At 63.9% G+C, this 19,192-nt stretch carries 16 protein-coding genes, 1 CRISPR repeat array and 1 riboswitch (1 of these 18 cut by a window edge); of the genes, 3 read left to right on the forward strand and 13 right to left on the reverse strand.

The annotated features are described in order from the left end of the window. Nucleotides 1-66: 66 nt before the first annotated feature. Complete coding sequence (locus tag LRX77_RS01535; protein WP_231831087.1) at nucleotides 67-1,002, forward strand: DUF4190 domain-containing protein; 936 nt, start codon at nucleotides 67-69, stop codon at nucleotides 1,000-1,002. Here the strand turns inward: LRX77_RS01535 and LRX77_RS10460 are convergent. After that, nucleotides 937-1,518 (reverse strand): DUF2200 domain-containing protein, encoded by a 582-nt coding sequence (locus LRX77_RS10460; protein ID WP_331716121.1) that lies wholly within the window; start codon nucleotides 1,516-1,518, stop codon nucleotides 937-939. The genes LRX77_RS01535 and LRX77_RS10460 overlap by 66 nt on opposite strands. Nucleotides 1,519-1,613: 95 nt before the next feature. Here LRX77_RS10460 and LRX77_RS01545 point away from each other — a divergent pair, with 95 nt between their 5' ends. After that, entirely contained in the window at nucleotides 1,614-1,760 is a 147-nt protein-coding gene (locus LRX77_RS01545) for a hypothetical protein (protein WP_231831089.1), read from the forward strand. Between the two features lie 140 nt (nucleotides 1,761-1,900). On the opposite strand, the gene LRX77_RS01550 is transcribed toward LRX77_RS01545, so the two are convergent. From LRX77_RS01550 to LRX77_RS01560, 3 genes are read right to left on the reverse strand one after another with little or no spacing between them, the layout of a single operon-like run. Then, nucleotides 1,901-2,350 (reverse strand): fructosamine kinase family protein, encoded by a 450-nt coding sequence (locus LRX77_RS01550; RefSeq protein ID WP_231831090.1) that lies wholly within the window; start codon nucleotides 2,348-2,350, stop codon nucleotides 1,901-1,903. A gap of 6 nt (nucleotides 2,351-2,356) precedes the next feature. Then, nucleotides 2,357-2,761 (reverse strand): hypothetical protein, encoded by a 405-nt coding sequence (locus LRX77_RS01555; protein ID WP_231831092.1) that lies wholly within the window; start codon nucleotides 2,759-2,761, stop codon nucleotides 2,357-2,359. Beyond that, the gene (locus LRX77_RS01560; RefSeq protein WP_231831094.1) at nucleotides 2,739-3,416 is read right to left on the reverse strand and encodes a hypothetical protein; all 678 of its coding nucleotides are present in this window, start codon (nucleotides 3,414-3,416) and stop codon (nucleotides 2,739-2,741) included. Before LRX77_RS01560 ends, LRX77_RS01555 begins: the two co-directional genes overlap by 23 nt. A 377-nt stretch (nucleotides 3,417-3,793) precedes the next feature. Here LRX77_RS01560 and LRX77_RS10310 point away from each other — a divergent pair, with 377 nt between their 5' ends. Beyond that, nucleotides 3,794-3,919: a hypothetical protein gene (locus LRX77_RS10310; protein WP_269453598.1), complete on the forward strand. Its 126-nt coding sequence runs from the start codon at nucleotides 3,794-3,796 to the stop codon at nucleotides 3,917-3,919. Between the two features lie 697 nt (nucleotides 3,920-4,616). Here the strand turns inward: LRX77_RS10310 and thiC are convergent. The 9 genes from thiC to cas3 form a co-directional block, all read right to left on the reverse strand. Beyond that, nucleotides 4,617-6,389 carry a phosphomethylpyrimidine synthase ThiC gene (gene thiC / locus LRX77_RS01565; protein WP_231831096.1) on the reverse strand — a complete coding sequence of 591 codons (1,773 nt, stop codon included), beginning with the start codon at nucleotides 6,387-6,389 and terminating at the stop codon, nucleotides 4,617-4,619. Next, nucleotides 6,386-6,496, reverse strand: a riboswitch (TPP riboswitch). (Overlaps the previous gene by 4 nt.) Before the next feature lie 35 nt (nucleotides 6,497-6,531). Next, nucleotides 6,532-6,879, reverse strand: coding sequence for a type I-E CRISPR-associated endoribonuclease Cas2e (cas2e, locus tag LRX77_RS01570; RefSeq protein ID WP_231831097.1), 348 nt, complete (start codon nucleotides 6,877-6,879; stop codon nucleotides 6,532-6,534). Nucleotides 6,880-6,886: 7 nt separating this feature from the next. Beyond that, nucleotides 6,887-7,882 carry a type I-E CRISPR-associated endonuclease Cas1e gene (gene cas1e, locus LRX77_RS01575; RefSeq protein ID WP_231831099.1) on the reverse strand — a complete coding sequence of 332 codons (996 nt, stop codon included), beginning with the start codon at nucleotides 7,880-7,882 and terminating at the stop codon, nucleotides 6,887-6,889. A 3-nt stretch (nucleotides 7,883-7,885) separates the two neighbouring features. Further along, nucleotides 7,886-8,548: a type I-E CRISPR-associated protein Cas6/Cse3/CasE gene (cas6e, locus tag LRX77_RS01580; protein WP_231831100.1), complete on the reverse strand. Its 663-nt coding sequence runs from the start codon at nucleotides 8,546-8,548 to the stop codon at nucleotides 7,886-7,888. Next, nucleotides 8,545-9,369 carry a type I-E CRISPR-associated protein Cas5/CasD gene (gene cas5e, locus LRX77_RS01585; RefSeq protein ID WP_231831102.1) on the reverse strand — a complete coding sequence of 275 codons (825 nt, stop codon included), beginning with the start codon at nucleotides 9,367-9,369 and terminating at the stop codon, nucleotides 8,545-8,547. Before cas5e ends, cas6e begins: the two co-directional genes overlap by 4 nt. 3 nt (nucleotides 9,370-9,372) lie before the next feature. After that, the gene (gene cas7e, locus LRX77_RS01590) at nucleotides 9,373-10,563 is read right to left on the reverse strand and encodes a type I-E CRISPR-associated protein Cas7/Cse4/CasC (protein ID WP_231831104.1); all 1,191 of its coding nucleotides are present in this window, start codon (nucleotides 10,561-10,563) and stop codon (nucleotides 9,373-9,375) included. 60 nt (nucleotides 10,564-10,623) lie between these two features. Then, on the reverse strand, nucleotides 10,624-11,259 hold the full coding sequence (gene casB, locus LRX77_RS01595; RefSeq protein WP_231831105.1) for a type I-E CRISPR-associated protein Cse2/CasB: 636 nt from the start codon (nucleotides 11,257-11,259) through the stop codon (nucleotides 10,624-10,626). Beyond that, nucleotides 11,256-13,007 (reverse strand): type I-E CRISPR-associated protein Cse1/CasA, encoded by a 1,752-nt coding sequence (casA, locus tag LRX77_RS01600; RefSeq protein ID WP_231831106.1) that lies wholly within the window; start codon nucleotides 13,005-13,007, stop codon nucleotides 11,256-11,258. The genes casB and casA overlap by 4 nt, the downstream gene beginning before the upstream one ends. Further along, the gene (gene cas3 / locus LRX77_RS01605) at nucleotides 13,000-16,089 is read right to left on the reverse strand and encodes a CRISPR-associated helicase Cas3' (RefSeq protein ID WP_231831107.1); all 3,090 of its coding nucleotides are present in this window, start codon (nucleotides 16,087-16,089) and stop codon (nucleotides 13,000-13,002) included. Before cas3 ends, casA begins: the two co-directional genes overlap by 8 nt. A 156-nt stretch (nucleotides 16,090-16,245) precedes the next feature. After that, nucleotides 16,246-19,192: a CRISPR direct-repeat array (repeat unit 29 nt; unit sequence GCGCTCCCCGCTCAGGCGGGGGTGATCCC) (it continues 1,355 nt past the right edge of the window).

Consider the following 19,192-nt stretch of genomic DNA (forward strand, 5'->3'; position numbering starts at 1 on the left):
GTCGCACGCCAGAGGTTTACGCCGGGCACGCCACCAAAGTTCAGTCGGCGACCGCGGAAGGCTATCGTGTACAAGCCGCGCCGCCGCACTCTACTGACTCGCCCCTCGAATACTGCTCGTACTTGGTCCGAACGATCAAGCAACTCGACTCGGATGATGCACGGCGCGCGGCCGACCGTGCCACCTGCGTCGACGACTGGCCGCCGCCCGATCACCACTGAATCACAGGAAACTGCTAGGTTATTCAAGCGGTCATCGGACCGCACATGTGTGGTGATGAGCACCACTCAGAATCATCAGGGAGGATCCTCAATGACGCAGCCCACCTATACACCTCCGACGCCTGCCCCGCAGCGGCCCCGCGAGCCGCAGCATCAGGGCGCTGGTGGCCTCGTCATCACCGGGTTCGTTCTTGCAATCGTGGCAATCGTGCTCTGCTTCGTACCGATCGTCAACAACTTCGCGTTCGTTCTGGCGGTCGTGGGGCTGATCTTCGGCATCATCGGGCTTGTCGGGGCTTCAAAGGGCAAGCATGGCGGGAAGGGTCTCGCAATCGCCGCGATCGTGATCAGCGTTGTCTCGGGCATCGGCGTTCTTGCGTCGCAAGCCTTCTACAGTGCCGCGCTCAATAAAGTGAGCGAGGGCCTCGACGAGGTCAGCGCCAGCCTGGACGCCGCCACTGGTGACAAGACGGATGAGCTGCTGGGCACGGCAGTCGATGTGCAGCTAGGGCAGTTCACAGCGACAACGGGCCAGTACGGCATCACCGACACTGGTCTGCCCGTGCATGTCACGAACAAGACTACAGAGTCGCATTCCTACTCAATTCACATCGAAGCCGTCGATGCACAGGGAACCAGAATTCTCGACGACTACCTCCACGCCGATGGCCTCGGTGCTGGCCAGTCACAGGATTTCAAGGAATTCCAGTTCGTCTCATCCGACAAGATCGACGCCATGAAGAACGCACAGTTCAAGGTCGTCGAGGTGTCTCAGTACTGAGCCACAGCGCATAGTGCTGTTGGTAACCCGTCCAGCACTTGAATAGAGCAAGGCGGGGAAGACCTGTGGTCTTCCCCGCCTTGCTCTTCTTTGACTGTTGTGCTCCGTGAACCTCGCCAGCCAACAGGCGCCCAGAGCCGTGACGCGATCCCTCTCTCGGCCCCGCAGAACCCTCTCCAGCGCCCTGCCCTTCGCCAGCTCGTCGACGAGCTTGTCGAGGTATCTGATCTGCTGCGCAAGCGGGTCGGTGATCTCTTCCACACGAACACCGCAGATCACACCGGTGATCTTCGAAGCATCCGCCGGCAGCGTCGCCTGGGCGAAGAAGTCACGAAAGGTGATGTCGGTCTCGAGCAACGCCTGCAACTGGGTGGCGTCGAAACCGGTGAGCCAGCAGATCACCTGATCGAGCTCGTCGACCGTTCTGCCCTTTCTCTCGACCTTAGCCACGTACAGCTTGTAGACCGACGCGACGGTCATGTCGAAGACTCGCTGCATGTTGCTCTGCGTGCTCATGCGGTCAGCGTAGCAATCGACCAGCGTCGGCAGCATCGTCTACCATCGGTATCACGTTCACGAGTTGTGGCTGTCGGTACCTGGCCGGAGTCTCAGTGCCCTGGCTGTCACAGGTCGAGAACGGCAAGCCCGCCGCAGACGCCAGACGCATCCTCGACGTGCTCGACGTGCTCGGAGCCACCGTGCAGCTGACGCTGCAGCCGCAGAACGCGACATCACCGAAGAGTGATTCTGATGAATGACCATGAGCTGACCGTCTGGCTCGACGGCGAGCGCCTCGCCGCGCTCTCTCCCATCCTCCCGTCGCGATGAGCATCACCCGTATCGCAAGGTCGTCCGCTCGCTGTTGAACGAGCGCGACTGACCGAGCGGCCGCCTGCCGTCACACGTATCTGCGGGCCAGTCGCAGCGACGCCCCGACATATCCCCCGCCGTACTTGTACGCATGCATGATCGCCATCGCCAGCTCATGCAGCCCGACGCGCTCTTCCCAACCATCGGCCAACGGCGACACCTCGTCGTACGCGGCCACGACATCCTCACGCAGCGGCAGCCCGAACACCGCAAGCGACGCCAGTTCGGTCTCGGCATGGCCGCCCTGCCCATACGGATCGATCAGCGTCACCCCGGTCGCGCCACTGTCGTACAGCACGTTGCCGCCCCAGAGATCGCCGTGATTTCGCGACACCGCATGCCCGCCTCGGAGCGGTTGCGCGAGCTCTGTGCCTGACGCCGAATGCATCAGCGCGACATTCTGTGCGTGGGCATCGTTGTTGCCGATCGCCACATTGCAGGTCAGCTGACAAATCCAGGTTTCCAGCGCCTGACCCACCAGCTCTCATATCGAGAAAGCCCCACGTGGCGCGCCAGCTGATGACTGTCGTACTCGTCCAAGATTCGGTGCGGACGCGCTGGCACCTGTCGATCGACTGTCATCCGGGATTCCCTGATCACTGTCTGTCAGCGCCTGCTCAAGCCGTGAGGCCAGGTCGGCATCGCTCAGAGATTCAAGGGCGAACAGGTCTTCTTTGTCCACGTGGCGTTTCGCGGCCATGCGCTCCCGGTGATTTCCCTCGGGCACATACACGCCAAGAAAGTTCGAGATCACATCAGACAGAGCCTTGCGACCGGGCAGCGCAGTGAATGACTCACTGAGCAGCACCTCCTGCCGATACCCTCGATCGACGTCTGCAAGGATCCACCATCCCTGCACCACCCACTTACTTGATGGGTTCCAAGACATCCTGCACAAGCAATCGATACTTCTGATCGACGTTCAACTCCTGGCCAACGCTGAGGTCCCGCGCGTCCTCCGTGACGCTGTGGCTCTGTGCGAATCTCCGCACGATGGCCCCGTTGGCTGCGCCTGAGTAGTGCGGTATCGCAAGGATGCTGATCTCTTCATGCCGCAAAATCGCTTGTGCAGCGTCGAGCGCCTGCTGAGTCTTCCCTCCTATCGCAATCCAGGTCTGCCCGCGAGTATCGATCCCCGCATCGCGCATGCGGCCGATCAAGTCTCTGACCCGAGTCTCATTGTCGAATTGGTTGCCCGTATCGATCAATGTGGAATTGCTCTCCACCGTATCGATGAGATCGGCCATGAGCCCGCCCCAAGCATCAGTGCCACGAATGGCCTCTGCCAAGCGATGATCATTGTGCTTCGACCCGGTATGGAAGGTCTCCCACACCCCAGCGGTGAAGGCGTTCCCAGGATTGAGCCCGACGAGCACAGTGTTGGTGTGCAGTGTGTCGAGGATGCCGGGCTCGTCAGCAGGAAAACGCAAATCGCTCTGTCGATCAATCGCGACGGTGCCCGCAGCTTCGCCCCAGACGGCCCAACTCCAGTGTTTGCCGTACCTGCGTTCTACCTCGTCGAACACACGCTGAGTAACGCCCATTTCATCTCTCCCCCCAAGAAACACAGACACAGACATGTCTGCTTGCTGATGACCCTCGTACGAGCATCGTAGCGCTTGGTGGTGACACGCTTCCAAATCACTGACGCTTCGTTCCACAGACGATCACGCGCGCCGTCCGTTCAGCCTCTTATTGCCAAGTGAGCGCACGCCTCGCGCCGAATCCTTGCGATGGCACCGTGAGAGGCTGTGTGCCACAGACTCACCGGGAAAACCTCTTTGAGCAAAGGGCCCATTGAGCATGAAGGCGACACCTTACCCGCGGACCTGCGATTTCTGCCCTGCATTCAGCATCCTGCCACCAGCGTGTACCACGGTGCACCCAGGCCAGAAACAGCCCTACATGCGCAACTCGCTCTATGAGGCACGCGGGTGCGCACACGACCTACGTGCGCAACGCCCCGTCTCCGGGAGCGACCTCGTCGATGGCGATCGCCGAGCACATCGTCGCCCAGGCGACCCAGGAGCACGACCTGAACGTCTGATCTGCACCACGAGATTTTTCTCCCACATCACCATCCCCACGCGAAAGACAACGAGGTACTGACCGTGAGCCACAACGAACCCCCGATCGCCGAAACGTCCGGCGCCCGCGCCCCGAGCACCGCCGGAGCACCAGCATCGGATACAACGCGCTCAGCTACATCTTCAAGACCTTCTCACTGGCCTACGTCACGCGACTTCGGCAGGTGTCGACCGATCTGAGCTCCACGGCGGTGACCGTCGCTGGGCTCGTCGCCCTCGTGACCGTGCCCCTGTTCGGCAGCCTGTGCGGCCGTGCGGGGAGCAAACGCGTCATCATCTGCGGCGGCCTATTGGGGTCGGCGTTCGCCTGCGTCTTCCTGGCCCTGCCGCGCACGGCCGAACCGCAGTCGGTAGTCTCGCGATCGGCTTCGGAACCGGCGTGCTCGCACCGATGAAGTTCTCTGCCCAGGGCTCGTTCCTGAGCAGGCAGTTCCCTGCCGAGTCGCGATCAACCGGCGTCGGCACGGCACGCGAGATCGGTACGGCCGTCTCGGGTGCAGCATCTGGCGTGCAGCAGCGAACAAGGCCGCACGCCAGATGCGCCGCACACCTCAGCTCTCGCGCCTCAAGCCTCGCCCCGCACACCTGACGAAGGCGCACACGTACGCGAGCACGCCGCGCGCCCTTGCGGGCAGGCGGGCAGGCAAGCAGGCAGGATTATTCCCGCACCACGGGGTCGGGCAGGTACACCTGGCCGCCCGCAGCCACGAACTCACGACTCTTGGCCTGCATGCCGGCAATCGCCGCCTGGGCCTCGGCGCTGCCGTAGGCGTCGCGGATGTCCTGAGAGATGCGCATCGAGCAGAACTTCGGCCCGCACATCGAGCAGAAGTGCGCCGTCTTGGCGGGCTCGGCCGGCAGCGTCTCGTCGTGGAATGCCGACGCGGTCTCGGGGTCGAGCCCGAGCCCGAACTGATCGCGCCATCGAAACTCGAATCGAGCCTTCGACAGTGCGTTATCCCGGGCCGCCGCGCCCGGATGCCCCTTGGCGATATCGGCAGCATGGGCGGCAATCTTGTAGGTGATCACACCGGTCTTCACGTCGTCGCGATCGGGCAGTCCCAGATGCTCCTTGGGCGTCACGTAGCAGAGCATCGCGGTGCCGTAGCGTGCGATCTCGGTGGCGCCGATCGCCGAGGTGATGTGATCGTAGCCCGGTGCGATGTCGGTGACCAGCGGGCCCAGTGTGTAGAAGGGTGCGCCATCGCAGAGGCGCTGCTGCCGCTCGACGTTCTCGCGCACCAGGTGCAGCGGAATGTGGCCGGGGCCTTCCACCATCACCTGCACGTCGTGCTCCCAGGCGCGGTGGGTGAGCTCGGCGAGGGTGTCGAGCTCGGCGAACTGGGCCGCGTCGTTTGCGTCGGCGATCGATCCCGGGCGCAGGCCGTCGCCCAATGAGAATGCCACGTCGTAGGCTGCGAAGATCTCGCACAGCTCGTCGAAGTGCGTGTAGAGAAAGTTCTCCTGATGATGGGCCAGACACCATCCTGCGAGAATCGACCCGCCGCGCGAGACGATGCCGGTCACGCGGTCGGCGGTCAGTGGCACATACCTCAGCAGCACACCGGCGTGCACCGTCATGTAGTCGACGCCCTGCTCGCACTGTTCGATCACCGTGTCGCGGTAGATCTCCCACGTCAGTGCGTTCGCATCGCCGTCGACCTTCTCGAGCGCCTGATAGACCGGGACGGTGCCGATCGGAATGGGCGAGTTGCGAATGATCCATTCGCGTGTCGTGTGGATGTCATTGCCAGTCGACAGATCCATCAGCGTGTCAGCGCCCCATTTGGTGGCCCATTGCAGTTTCTCCACCTCGTCGGCGATCGAGCTGGTCACTGCTGAGTTGCCGATATTGGCGTTGATCTTGACCAGGAACGCCCGGCCGATGATCATCGGCTCGCTCTCAGGATGATTCACATTGGCCGGAATGATCGCTCGCCCAGCGGCAAGCTCGGAGCGCACCAGCTCCACATCGCATCCTTCACGCAGGGCCACGTAGCGCATCTCGGGTGTGATCATGCCGCGCCGGGCATAGTGCATCTGGGTGACCGTGCGGCCCGCTTTTGCGCGGCGCGGGGCGGGGTGTCTCCCCTGCCAGCGCTGGGATGCTGCGCCGCGTCGCAAGGCGCGCCGGCCATCATCTTCGAGCCGGTGCCCCCGAGCAGCGTAAGTCTCGGCGTCTGCGCGGGCGTCGACCCATGCCTCGCGCTGCGGCGGCAGACCGTGTTCGGGGATGCTGCCCGGCCCCATGGTGCGATACACCTGCACCGGCGCGTTGGGATGCCCGTTCGAGTCTTCGAGTGCGATTTCGGTCACCGGCACGTGGATGCCGTGCTCGGCATCTTCGATCCAGGCCGGCGAATGCGTATGGTACTGCTCGCCTCCAGCGCTCGACGGTGCTGATGAATCAGGTGAATTGGGCGCGGTCATCCGCTGTCCTCTCTTCCTACGCCGGTGTCAACCGGATCAGGTTCAGCGGTGTCAGACGGTCTCAGTCTGGTCTCAGCCCTCTGCCGAGGGCCCCCGCGGGGTCGAGAGTCATTGTAGCGCGTGGGTGGCCCGGCCCGATGCTTCAGTGCCCGTACCTGCGCATACGTGCCGCTTTGCTCCAGCCGCTGCGACGTGAGTTGTGCTTCTGCTCGGCGTTGGAGTTGGGACGCATCATCAGTGTTATGCCGTCGAAGTCGGTCGGCGTCCACTCCTGCCCATGGGTCTTGAACGCCAGGCCCTGCTCGTTGTCGGCGTTGTACGCCATGATCGCTCGCCCTGACGAAATGTTCTCGAGCACCTGGTCCCACAGCAGATCACGCACACGCGCGGGCACCCTGCCGACGTAGACCCCGGGCGAGATCTCCATCAGCCATCGGGTCAGGTGACCGCGCAGCTTGGGCGGGCTCACGGTGATGACAATCACAACCATGGGTGCGCTACTCCTCGGCGATGGCGTCTGCAGAAGACCCCACCGCCCCATCAGCGTAGTTTCTACCGCCGGCGACCAGCCCATGACTGCCTGCCCACAGATGCGTGACATCCGTCTGCAGCGCATCGGCGAATTCGACGTCACCAGCGTCTGCCTCCGCCACGGGCAGCAGCAGCGCGCGAATGTCAGAGACACAACGCTGCATGAAGTGCCCCGACCGCATGAGCTCGCGCACGGCCTTGCGTCCAGCTGTGCCCATGTCAGGGTGCTCCTCAGCGGCCAGGTCGAAGGCCAGCGGCAGGGTGATCTCGGTGCGATACAGATCGGCGATGTCGAAGACGAAGCTGCGCTCGTTACTCGTGTGCACGAATCCGAGCCCCGGCGAGCAGCCCAGCGAGACGATCACGGCGTGCACCACACCGTAGATCGAGGTGCTCACGGCGCTCAGAGCGCGGTTGATCGCGTCGGCATCCTCGAAGTCGGTGACCTTGTATGTGCGTCCCTGCCACTTGACACCGGTGCGCTTCGCTTCTCGAGCATAGGCGCGCCGCACTCTGGTGCCCTCTTTGCCGAGCAGCTGCTGCATGGTCAGGCCTGAGGTGTCTTCGCCTGGAAACCGCATGGCATACATGGCACGCGCAACTTTCATGCGCGACCGCTTCGACGACACCAGGCGTGCCTGAGCCTCGAGCAGAGCCGTCGAACGCGCGAGGCTCTCACCATGGCAGTAGTAGCGCACGCCCTGTTCACCCACCCAGACGCAGGTCGAGCGAGATTCGGCCAGCAGTGACATCGCCGCATGGGTCACTGTGGCGCCGGGTCCGAGCAGCAAGACCCCCAGGGCTGCCGCGGGAATGTGCACCGTGCCTCGGGAATCGGTTGAGGTGATCGCATTGCTCTCGCGGTTCACCACGCAGTGCTCCACGTAGATGAAACTGAGCCGATCCCGAGCGCGCACCAGTTCAGGCAGGTCTGGCGGGCGCACGCCCGGGATGTCAGCCACGGATCAGCCTTCCGCTCGCATCGGGGCGAGGGTGAGCAGACCGTACCCGTAGCCCTTGGCGCGCCCGATGCCCCCGGTCAGCGCCTTTCGCAGCAGTTCTGGGTCTTCAACGATCAGAAACCCGTCATAGATCGCCGTGGCCAGTGTGACGTGGTCTTCGCGACGTTCGAACTCGCGCGTCTGACGCTCTTGAATCATCACCTCGGGCAGGTCGAAACGATTGGTCGGGAACCGCACCCCGAGCTGACCTGCACGATCAGTCAGCCACTGCAGCTGGTCAGCGCCCTTGACCAGCCCGACACGCCGGCCACGCTTCTGCCCGGGGGTGGTAACCGATCTTGTCGGGTTCGCCTTCAGACGAAACCGCCATTCGTCGCCAACCGTGAGCCGCTTGAGCAATGGCGCGTAGTCAAGGCTCAGCAGCTGCTCGATGCTGCCGCCGAGTTCGCCGGCCAGAACCTCGCCCGCGGGTACCTGATCGCTCACGATGAACAGCGTGTGCCGCTCGGCACCGGGGTCGAGACGCCAGAGTACTCGTTCTCTCGGCGTGCCGTCAGCGGTCTCTGTCGAGTGGGCGACGATCGCATGCAGCACCTGTGGCGAAGCGAGGGCTCTGACGGCTTGGCGGGTGCGGGGCGAAAAGCTGAATCGTGTGATGCGGGTCATCGCCGATCCTCCTGATTCTCGAAATGCACAGTGCCTGCCTCTGCGCTGTCAGCAGCATCGAGCACCGCGCTCATGGGGTCGTGCTGTACAGCGCTGGCCGCGTCATCGCTGCCCGTCTCTTCGACGGGGGTGCTGCCATCCAGCGTCAGCGGGTCAACAATGGGCAGCGTGGTCACGCGCCGCCCTCTCCAGAGTCGTCTGCGCGGATCGAAACTCACCGGTTCATCGTCGACAATTTCGATAGCGTCATCAGCGGCCCCTGCAGACGGCTCAATCTGAACGGTCAGGCCGCCCGCGCGAGAGCGCCCGGACGATCGACCGTGACGGTATTCGTCTTGGTGCCGTGCCGTCGCAGTCCACGCATGTGTCGAGAGAACGTCTTCGAGCGTGCCCTCGACCACCTCAGCCTCGATCGGCCCGTCTGGCGGGCATGACCGACGCCCCAAGAAGATCGGAAAGTACGGGCTCTGCAGCGACTGCGCGATCGTCTCGAGACGCTCCCGGTCATCTGCCTCGAGCGCGGCCAGAAAGACCGCATCCTGCAGGTAATACCGCTCTGAGAGCGGCATCGGATGCCCCGAGTCGTCATGTGTGGTGTGAAAGTCGCGCATCAGAGTGCCTGGCTGATCTGCGCGCACGCCGAAACGCAGCCCCTCGAATCGCTCGAGTGAATCTGTGCGCCGCACTCCCGCGGCTGCGGCGAGCATGCCGATCACCGCGCTCTTGGTCGGCAGCGGCTGTGTCAGTCTGCGAGAGAATCGGCTGCGCACTCCCCACGACTGCAGCGGTGCCGCAAGTCGCAGTGTCAGTACGTATGGCATATGTCAGTCCTGTCGCCCTGTCCGGTCGCGCAGGCGCGACGCGACGAGTGCGCCCAGCTGATCGGCCGCCTGCGCCAGAGAGACCTTCGCGCCGAGTTCGTCAGCTCGTTCAGTCTCGTCGCCCAGACGCACCACCCAGGTCTGAACCGGAGTGGTGGCGTATGCGGCGTCAATCTCTTTCGCACGATCGACCAGACGGCCCGTCGCCTCTTGCACACGAGACGCACCAGTGACCGGGCGCTCGAATGCGCCGACCAAGTTCACCGCCTGTGTGTCGCGCACGCTGATCACGACGAGCTCGGGCAAAGTGTTGTGCGCGAAGGTATTGATCTTGCCATTGGGGATGCTGGTGACGAATGCCTTGGCAAACGCCTCGACGGCGCGTTTGGTAGCCTCGATGTCGCCGATGTTCTCGAGCAGGCGGTCACCGTCGACATTGGCGTATCGATAGAGCGTAGCCGAGTTGAACTCGACGGTGCCGATCATCGCAGCGCCTGAATCCTGTTCATCGGCTGCTCGGTCTTTGGCATCGTCGACCGCAGTGAAGTAGTCGGCTTCTGCGTTGACTCGGTGAACACTCAGGGCGTGAGCGACCTGGGCGGCCGCGTCGATGTTGAGGTCGGTGTCATCGGCCACCATGCGGCCGAACAGGGCGATGTCGACTGCGTGGTCTTCTTTCAGGATCTTCTTGATGTCTTTCTTGCGGCCCTTCACCTCAGCAGAGGAGTCTTCAGCCTCGGCCATCTCAACGATGAGCTCAGCCAGTCGCGCATACTGACGCTCGCCGAGAAAGAACAGGTACGTGGTCTCTTCGGCCTTTGCCGCAACGGCCTCGTCTGAGTCTTTGGCTGCTTTGGCTGCCTTCGTCTTACGCGACGCGTCGAGTTTGATGCCGGCACTCTTCAGCGTCTCTTCAGCCAGTGTGATTGCCTGCTGCTCGGTGAGGTCTGAGATCTCGGCGACGTGTTCTGCCAGGACCTCGGCGACACGCTTCGTGCGCAACCCGAGATCGCTCGCGTCGAGCGTGTCTCGAAAGGCCTGTCGGGTCGGGCGCTTCCAGGCTTGGCTCGAGACACGTGCACGGAGAACGCCACCGTACACAGCGCTCTTCGGGCTGCCGGTGTCATCGCGGTTGAGGTTGCTGGGCGGCACAGTCTGCAGAATGCTGAAGTCGATGATCGTGCGGTTAGACATGGGTGATTCTCCTTAAATGCTGATGCTGTGAAAACTGGTGTGTAAGCGTGCGAGAAGCTCTCAGGCTTCGGCCTTTGTCTCATGAGAAGATGGGCGTTGGGCAGAGAGGTAGTCACGCCCCCACCGCAGACGCACGCCATTCGCGCGGTTCTCGTCACGCAGAGTGATGAGATCTTGCGCTAAGGCAGCGTAGTCCAGCGGAATGCGCGCCCCGCGAAGCAGCTGAATCAGACCTCGAGCATGACGCACGGTCTCGTTCCAGTCTGTTGCTGTCTGCAATGCATCGAAACGCCGCTGAATGCCTTTGATCTTCTCTGGCTGCACAGCTGCCAGACGCCCGCATGCTTGCCCGAAACTCACACCAAGACGATGCATCGACATGTCTTTGACTGACTGCTGATGCATTGCGAAGAGGGTGAGCGCTGTGTGCGACGCCTCTTCTCGAACAGTCGGCTCGTTGCCTGCCTCGCCTCTGGGCGCGCGTTGAGGAAGATCGGCAATGGTCCATTCCAAGATGCTGGGGTCGTCTCCGACCTCACTGCCGGTGTTTCGACGAAGTCTGGCCAACGCTGAGACGCTGACCGATCGATCCTGCAAATACCCGCCGGCCAGCTTCTTCACCTGCCGGTCGATATAGGCGGGAAACGGTGCCAGCTCGACCGTCTGCTCGCCTGTCTGCTGTACTGTGCCGCTCATGCAATCTCCTTTGCAAGTGGGGTGGCCACCGTCGTATCTGGTGCGCCGAGGTATTTCTTCATGCCCGTGCGGAACCGCAGATCAGCGACCGCCGCGTTGACGAAGCGCAGTGATGAGCCGATCTTCACCTCTCGGCCTGTCCATGTTTGAGGCCCGCATTCGTCGACCAATGCACTGCCGAGTTGCAGCATCGCGTCACGGGCGGTGGCACGCCAAGCCGCCAGCGCCTGCACACGGTCGGTCTGCACAGTGAGTTCTGCCAGCCACTGCCGGAACAACCCGTCGATGCTGCTGTAACCGCGCTCCCCCGCTCTGACGCGCGCCGCCGCGGGGTCGAGTCCGGCGGCACTGGCCAGATTGCCGGCAAGACTGCGAACCTGCTTGACGCCTTCGTCGGCCAATGCGGTCGCGTTCTCGAGCAGTCCCCGCAGCGCGACATCAGTCGAAGCCAACACGCTCAGGTGCAGATCGAGCGAATCGTCGATCTGCTCGGCGACGACGGAGTCATTCGATCCGTAGACAAGGCCAAAGGCCTGCACTGTGACCAACTCGTCTCGCGACAACGCCCCCGTGCTATACAGCGACGAGAGCCACTGCGAGGCCAGGGAAGGCAGGCGATCTGGCTGCTGCTCAGCATTGTCGACCGGCAGCAGATTGGCCACGCCACGCCACAGGCTGCGCTCAGCGCTGTGCTGCAGCGGCATGTAGACCAGAGGCATTCCCAACGAACGTTCTTGAGTCGGGCTGCGACGCCAGACAGTCATCGGTTCGTACTTCTGCCCATTCTGCGGCTTCAGCCGGTCGCCGTTGGCGATGATCACACCGGTGACTCTGCCGCTATCGTGAAAGAGGCGGATGCGGCGACTCTGCCAGGTGTAGAGCGTCGCCGGCCCGTGGAAGTAGCGAATCTCACCCGTCTGATCAATCTTCGCAGCCTTGTCGAGTGTCTGATCGAGCCCAGGCGTCACCGCTGCGGTCGTCTGCGGGCGTTCCCAGGCGGGCCTGTCGCCTGCGGGCTTCTGGTCCTTGACGTTCCAGGTGGCGCTCTGACCGCCCTGACCCACGAAGTTGAGGGCCAGCGTCTGCGCGAGTGTCTTGCCGGTGATGAGCAGACCACCCAGCTGACCGGTCCAGGCTACCCCGATGGGATATCCTCTGCCCCCTTTCACCCGAGGATCACCGACCACACCAGTCTTGATGCCAGAGGGATCGAACGCCTGAACCGTGACCAGCCATCGTGCTGCCTCAGCGAAGCTGAGGCTGTCGAGACCTTCGCCGATGCGCGTGGTGAAGAACGGATCGCCGTTCGGCACGTCGAGCACGAGCTTCTCGAGCCCCGAGGCCTCTCCCTTCGCCGTGTGCAGATCTGCGACTTGGAAGAACGGCTGCTCTGGGTCGAGCAGATCGAAGCGATCATGGTGACGCCGCAGGTGCTCGATGACCCTATCGTGAATGCCATTGTTCCAAAGGAAAGACCAGACTTTACTGAATGGAGCGTTCGGCCCATGCTTCTCGACGTACTCAGGTTGAGCTCGATTGGCTGGCCCACCAGGTATAGCCGCGTACATCGCAGCGAGCAGCAGACGTATCAGAGCGAAGCGCTGAATCGGCAAGTCACCGTTGACTGCGGTGATCTCACGGGCCCGCTGCAGCACGTCGACCATCGAGAGCTCTGTAGACTCACCACTGGTCAGGGTCACCGGAATCCACGGCTCGTCGAGCAGGTTGAATGTCGGCCGCTCACTCATGTTGGCCATCCTCTAGAAGCTGCAGCCCCTCGGCGCTTGTGTAGCGGAAGCACCGTGTGGTGCTCCCACGTCGGTTCTCTGCGGTCAATGTGAACTCCCCTTCTTCGTCAAGCAGGACGAACAGCTGCCCCGCCAGTGCTGGGCAACTCTGCCAGTCGGTGCGGATGAACTCTGGCTGGCTGTCTTCGAGTGCCAGTATGAGTGCACCCACCGACATCTGCGTGTTGACCCGGTTCAACGCGATGCTGCTGCGAAGGATCTGATTCCGTTGACGCAGGTTCGGCACGCCGAATGAGGTCGGCAGCGGTTGAGCGTTCGGGTTGTCGTCGTCTGTTACCAGCCAGAACTGCCCGTCGCGCTTGCGCAGGGCATACACCTCGACGGAGTCTTCACTGTCGCGCACGCTGGCGCGTGCCTCATGCCCGGCGACAGACTCAGGATCTGGGGCCTCACCGTCGAGCCAGCCGAGCAGGCTGCCCGGAATGCCGTCTTGCGGGGCATCAATGCGAAACAGTCTCGCGCGCGCGTCACGGTCGGCCTGCTTCTGCCGCCACTTTTCGGCGGCCTCAGCCATGGCATCCTGCCAGGCGGCTGGCCCGATCATGGCAGTGCCGTACACCCGCTGCACCAGAGACGGAAGCTCATCTGGCACTCTACACGTGCGCGACTGATCGGGCCGCACGTCGAGCACTGCCAGCGTGCGCAGCAGGAGGTGGTCACCATAGATGAATGCTGACCCGCGTTCGGGTTCTGGCATCTCAGCCTGCCAGTCGACCCCCGTGATCAGCAGCTCAGCCTGCCGCAACCGCTCGGGTCGCTGCTGCTGACCCGGCCCCCGCGCATGACGGTGCAGTCGACCAGAACGCTGCATGAGCAGGTCGATCGGCGCCAGATCAGAGACCATCACGTCGAAGTCGACGTCGAGTGACTGCTCGATCACCTGTGTCGCCACGACGATGTGCATGCCGGCTCGAGAGCCGCCATCTGGCCCGAAACGCGCGACCAGGCCTGCGTCGATACGCGCGCGATCGAACGCGAGAAAGCGCGAATGGTCAAGCGTCACATCTGCTTCGGGAAAGCTCGCGCGAAGCAGATGAAAGGTCTTCTGCGCTCGCCTGACGGTATTGCGAATAACCACTGCGCAACCGCCATCGGCCAGTCGGGTGCGCAGTGCAGCGACCAGGACATCCCCGGTTTCTTCACCGTCGACGTGCTCATCGAGAACGGACAACGTGATGTCGGTATGTCGACCTGACGAAGATGGGCGTAACGTGCGGCGATCGCCGGCGTCTGCCGTGATGCTGATGAGTGGATATGCGGTCTCGAAGGCGTCTGGCGGTCGCAGCTTGGCGTCGGAGCTCTCGTCTGCAAGAGCCTCAGCGACGGGGTCTTCGTCGTCTTCAGCGTCGAGATCTGGGAACAGGTCTTCTTCGTCGTCAAGGTCTGGGAACAGATCTTCTTCGTCGGCAGCCGCAGCGAATTCAGCACCTCTCCCAGTCACGCCTTCACTGCGCCCCTGCTCATATGCAGCGAGGAATGCCTCGCGCCGATTCTGCGGCAGCGTCGCCGAGAGCATGATCACAGGCACCTCGTAAGCGGCCAGCCACGAGAGCACTGTGTCGAGATAGGCGTTCATGTACGCGTCGATGGCGTGCACTTCATCGAGAATGACCACTTTGCCGGCAAGAGCCAAGTGGCGCAGCACTGCGTGCTTGGCCTTCAGCCCGGTCATCAAGACCTGATCGATCGTGCCGTCGACGAAGCTCGAAAGATTGCCCTTCTTACGACCAGAGAGCCAGGCGTCGGCCACAGCCCGAAGGCCGATCTGCTCGTTTCGTGATTCGTCTGTCGCGATGTTGCTGGTGGCCCATGGCCTGCTCAGATGTGCATACTGCTCGTTGAGATTGCGCTTGCCGTGCGCGAGGAAGACCGAAGTCGTATCGAGCCTGTGGTCGCTGGGGAACGATTCAATCCAACGCAGGTATCTGGTGAACATGGCGTTCACGGTCGCCTGCGTCGGCAGCGCGTAATAGACGCCGCCGAGACCGAACTTCTGAGCCAGTATCTCGGCAGCGAGCAGCGCAGCCTCAGTCTTGCCCTCGCCCATGTTGGCCTCGAGAATCATTAGACTGGGCCGCTCGACGGCCTGCGCTGCCTCGACGAAGGCGCGTTGGCTCGGCCGCAGGGATGCGCCGGGCAGGTTGAAGCGCTGTCTGAACAGGTCGTCGGGGTCGGGTGGCGCATCCGGCGGTCGCCATGCTCGTGGAAGCGACAGCTGCTGCCACGCGGTTTCAGCTCGGGCGACTGCGTCGAAGTGCTGCTCATCTCGCTGATCGTGGTTGAGCGGAAAGAGTTCGTCGTTGCTGGCGACCCAGTCGGCAAAGATCAGCGTGCCGGTCAGAAGAATCTGAATGCGTTTGGTGAAGAGGGTGCTGCCTAGCCTCGGCAGCAGCTCATCTGCGCCGGTGCCCCGCGCCGCCCACTCGAAGAACTCATCACGCACATGCTGCCAGACCCCGGTGCCGACAAGATCAGGCTGTGTCTGAAACGTATTGATCTTTCCACTCGTCAGCGACGTGCCATGGTGACCTGCCACCACAACGGCGAGAGCCTCTGCAGCTGCGGGTTGAAAACCGACTTGACGCTGCAGCCATGCTTGAAGAGACATCGCGCCCACGAGCTCGTGACGAACCTTGCTTCGCATGGGTGTGTTGAACTCTGCTGGCGCATGAAGTCCACCTCTTGAGAACGCACGTTCAGCGCCGTTGCGATCTTGTATGACGAATGCGGGCGAGGCCTTGCCCACGTCGTGCACGGCTGCGATGAATTGGAAGAGCGTCTTTGCTTCGTCGGTGGAGATGCCCAAGTCTTCGACGACAAGCTGCCGGACATGCGGCGCAAGGAATTCATCCCAAACATACCCCGCCGTTTCTGCAGTGTCTTGCAGATGCTGCCAGAGCTGAAGGTAGTCGTCCGGGTGGGATTCATCCCACTGATTCGACTTCGCCCAGACGGAAGCGGCCGAAGCAGAAAGAGCAGGCCAAGGTGAGTCAGTCTTCGATGCCCTGATCGTAGAAGCCATCCGTTTTCTCTCCCCCGTCAGGAACTCATTCCTAACCCATCTTGAGTGTAGTTGATGCCGCCGACATGATGCGGCGATGCCGCATGACGACTGATCGCGGCTCGAACCGAACAAAACGGCACGTTCGAGAGGGTCACAGGGCTCTAGACTTGTTCTGCGCTCCCCGCTCAGGCGGGGGTGATCCCTTAGCTTCTTCCAGCCACTTGCAGACGGTCTTGCGCTCCCCGCTCAGGCGGGGGTGATCCCGCTGGCACCAAACGAGTCCTGTGCTCGCGCGAGCGCTCCCCGCTCAGGCGGGGGTGATCCCACCGGGCTGTAGTCCTCTGTAATCTGCTGCTTGCGCTCCCCGCTCAGGCGGGGGTGATCCCATATCGCGTAATATCCGACCGGCGTGGGCGAGGCGCTCCCCGCTCAGGCGGGGGTGATCCGGAGCTCGGACACCATATCCGCTACGGTCTCAGGCGCTCCCCGCTCAGGCGGGGGTGATCCTTTCTGCGCGAACATCGGCGCGAACATCAGCAGGCGCTCCCCGCTCAGGCGGGGGTGATCCCGCGAACACGGTGTGGTTCCGCTACACGTCGACGCGCTCCCCGCTCAGGCGGGGGTGATCCCCGGAAACTGATCGCGCAGAGCGATTTCAACTTGCGCTCCCCGCTCAGGCGGGGGTGATCCCGCGACAACGCCAAGGCCATGCTCCTCCGCGAAGCGCTCCCCGCTCAGGCGGGGGTGATCCCGGGTCAGGAGCCAGCAGATCGATCTTGACGCCGCGCTCCCCGCTCAGGCGGGGGTGATCCCAAGCGGCTTGCCGCGGCGATAGCCGGTCTCACGCGCTCCCCGCTCAGGCGGGGGTGATCCGATGCTCCCGATTCGGTGCGGGTCGGAGCCTCGGCGCTCCCCGCTCAGGCGGGGGTGATCCCCTGTTCTCGACCGAGGCACTGCCCGCCCAGGGGCGCTCCCCGCTCAGGCGGGGGTGATCCGTGGCCACCCCGGCAGACACAGACCAGCCAGACGCGCTCCCCGCTCAGGCGGGGGTGATCCCTGGACGATCTATGGCTTGATCATCCAGAACTGGCGCTCCCCGCTCAGGCGGGGGTGATCCCGAACCCGTTGTCACGCATGAGCCGGATGGCCTGCGCTCCCCGCTCAGGCGGGGGTGATCCCTATGGCTGGGCAGGTCATCGTCAAGGTCGACGGCGCTCCCCGCTCAGGCGGGGGTGATCCCGCGACCGGGGCGGCGAGCGACTGCATGGCCGGGCGCTCCCCGCTCAGGCGGGGGTGATCCCATGGCCTCCGCTGCCACCGACCACGTCGGGATGCGCTCCCCGCTCAGGCGGGGGTGATCCCCGGTCGTCTTTCTGGATGGCCGCTTCGAACTCGCGCTCCCCGCTCAGGCGGGGGTGATCCCTCGGCCGGTGTGACGATCACCCAGCGCTACGAGCGCTCCCCGCTCAGGCGGGGGTGATCCGCAGTTCGCCGAGTCGGTCAGCGCCGCGACCGTGCGCTCCCCGCTCAGGCGGGGGTGATCCCTCTAATGATCTTGTGGTCTGCCATATTCTTTCGCGCTCCCCGCTCAGGCGGGGGTGATCCCGGCGACGGGAACGCGACGTCGCCGTAGGTGTTGCGCTCCCCGCTCAGGCGGGGGTGATCCGATCAGCGACACCGCATACGAGCGCGCAGCTCAGCGCTCCCCGCTCAGGCGGGGGTGATCCCGCATCGCGCAACCGCCTCGAAAGAACAGTCACGCGCTCCCCGCTCAGGCGGGGGTGATCCGGCTCAGAGCACAGCACACTCACGGGAGCCGAAGCGCTCCCCGCTCAGGCGGGGGTGATCCCGTGGGGCGCGGCGTGCGTCGCGCTCGCAAGGAGCGCTCCCCGCTCAGGCGGGGGTGATCCGCAGCTGCTGCGCGGCCGTCACCGACTGCGCAGGCGCTCCCCGCTCAGGCGGGGGTGATCCGACACCGCCAGAGGGCCCGAAGAAGCAGTAGGGGCGCTCCCCGCTCAGGCGGGGGTGATCCCAGGGTCATCTTTCGCGGGCGAGTCACCGACCTGCGCTCCCCGCTCAGGCGGGGGTGATCCCTCCATCAGAAACAGCAGTAGGGAAACCGCTCAGCGCTCCCCGCTCAGGCGGGGGTGATCCCGCCGCCTACCAAGTGTTCACCGCCGTGCAGGCGCGCTCCCCGCTCAGGCGGGGGTGATCCCTTGACGCTGTTGCCGAGCGGCAGCAGGTCGGTGCGCTCCCCGCTCAGGCGGGGGTGATCCCCCGCTCGACGCCGAGGAGCACTGGACGATCGTGCGCTCCCCGCTCAGGCGGGGGTGATCCGTTTGGCGACCATTTCGAGTCGGTGACGGCGGCGCGCTCCCCGCTCAGGCGGGGGTGATCCGATCACGTATGACTTCACTGGGCCGCTCCGCGCGCGCTCCCCGCTCAGGCGGGGGTGATCCCGGCACAGCGATGCCCGTGAAGTCGTAGCCTGCGCGCTCCCCGCTCAGGCGGGGGTGATCCGATCGCGGTTGCTCTCGGGCAGGCCGCGCCCCTGCGCTCCCCGCTCAGGCGGGGGTGATCCCGGTGGGGCGTGCCCAACGAGCTGCCGCCCACCGCGCTCCCCGCTCAGGCGGGGGTGATCCCTTGTTCACCGCGACGAGCACGCCCGCTGCGAGGCGCTCCCCGCTCAGGCGGGGGTGATCCCCCTCGCAGCGAGAAGGCCGCGAAGCTCATGAAGCGCTCCCCGCTCAGGCGGGGGTGATCCCGGCGAAGTCTATGGTGTGATTGTGGAACGCAAGCGCTCCCCGCTCAGGCGGGGGTGATCCACGCTCACGCGCCAGTCAGCGAACTGCACCTAATGCGCTCCCCGCTCGCGCGGGGGTGATCCTGCCCTTCACGAAGTCGTCGACGTTCGCGGCCAGCGCTCCCCGCTCAGGCGGGGGTGATCCGACGCGCACAAGCGTGCCGCCGACATCGCAGCAGCGCTCCCCGCTCAGGCGGGGGTGATCCGTAAACCAACCACCGCCCGCGCTTACCATCGCGGCGCTCCCCGCTCAGGCGGGGGTGATCCGTCACATCCCGGGCGTGTCGCGCACCCGCGCCTGCGCTCCCCGCTCAGGCG

The sequence above is a fragment of the Pseudoclavibacter sp. 13-3 genome (assembly GCF_021168475.1).
Taxonomy (GTDB): Bacteria; Actinomycetota; Actinomycetes; order Actinomycetales; family Microbacteriaceae; genus Pseudoclavibacter_A.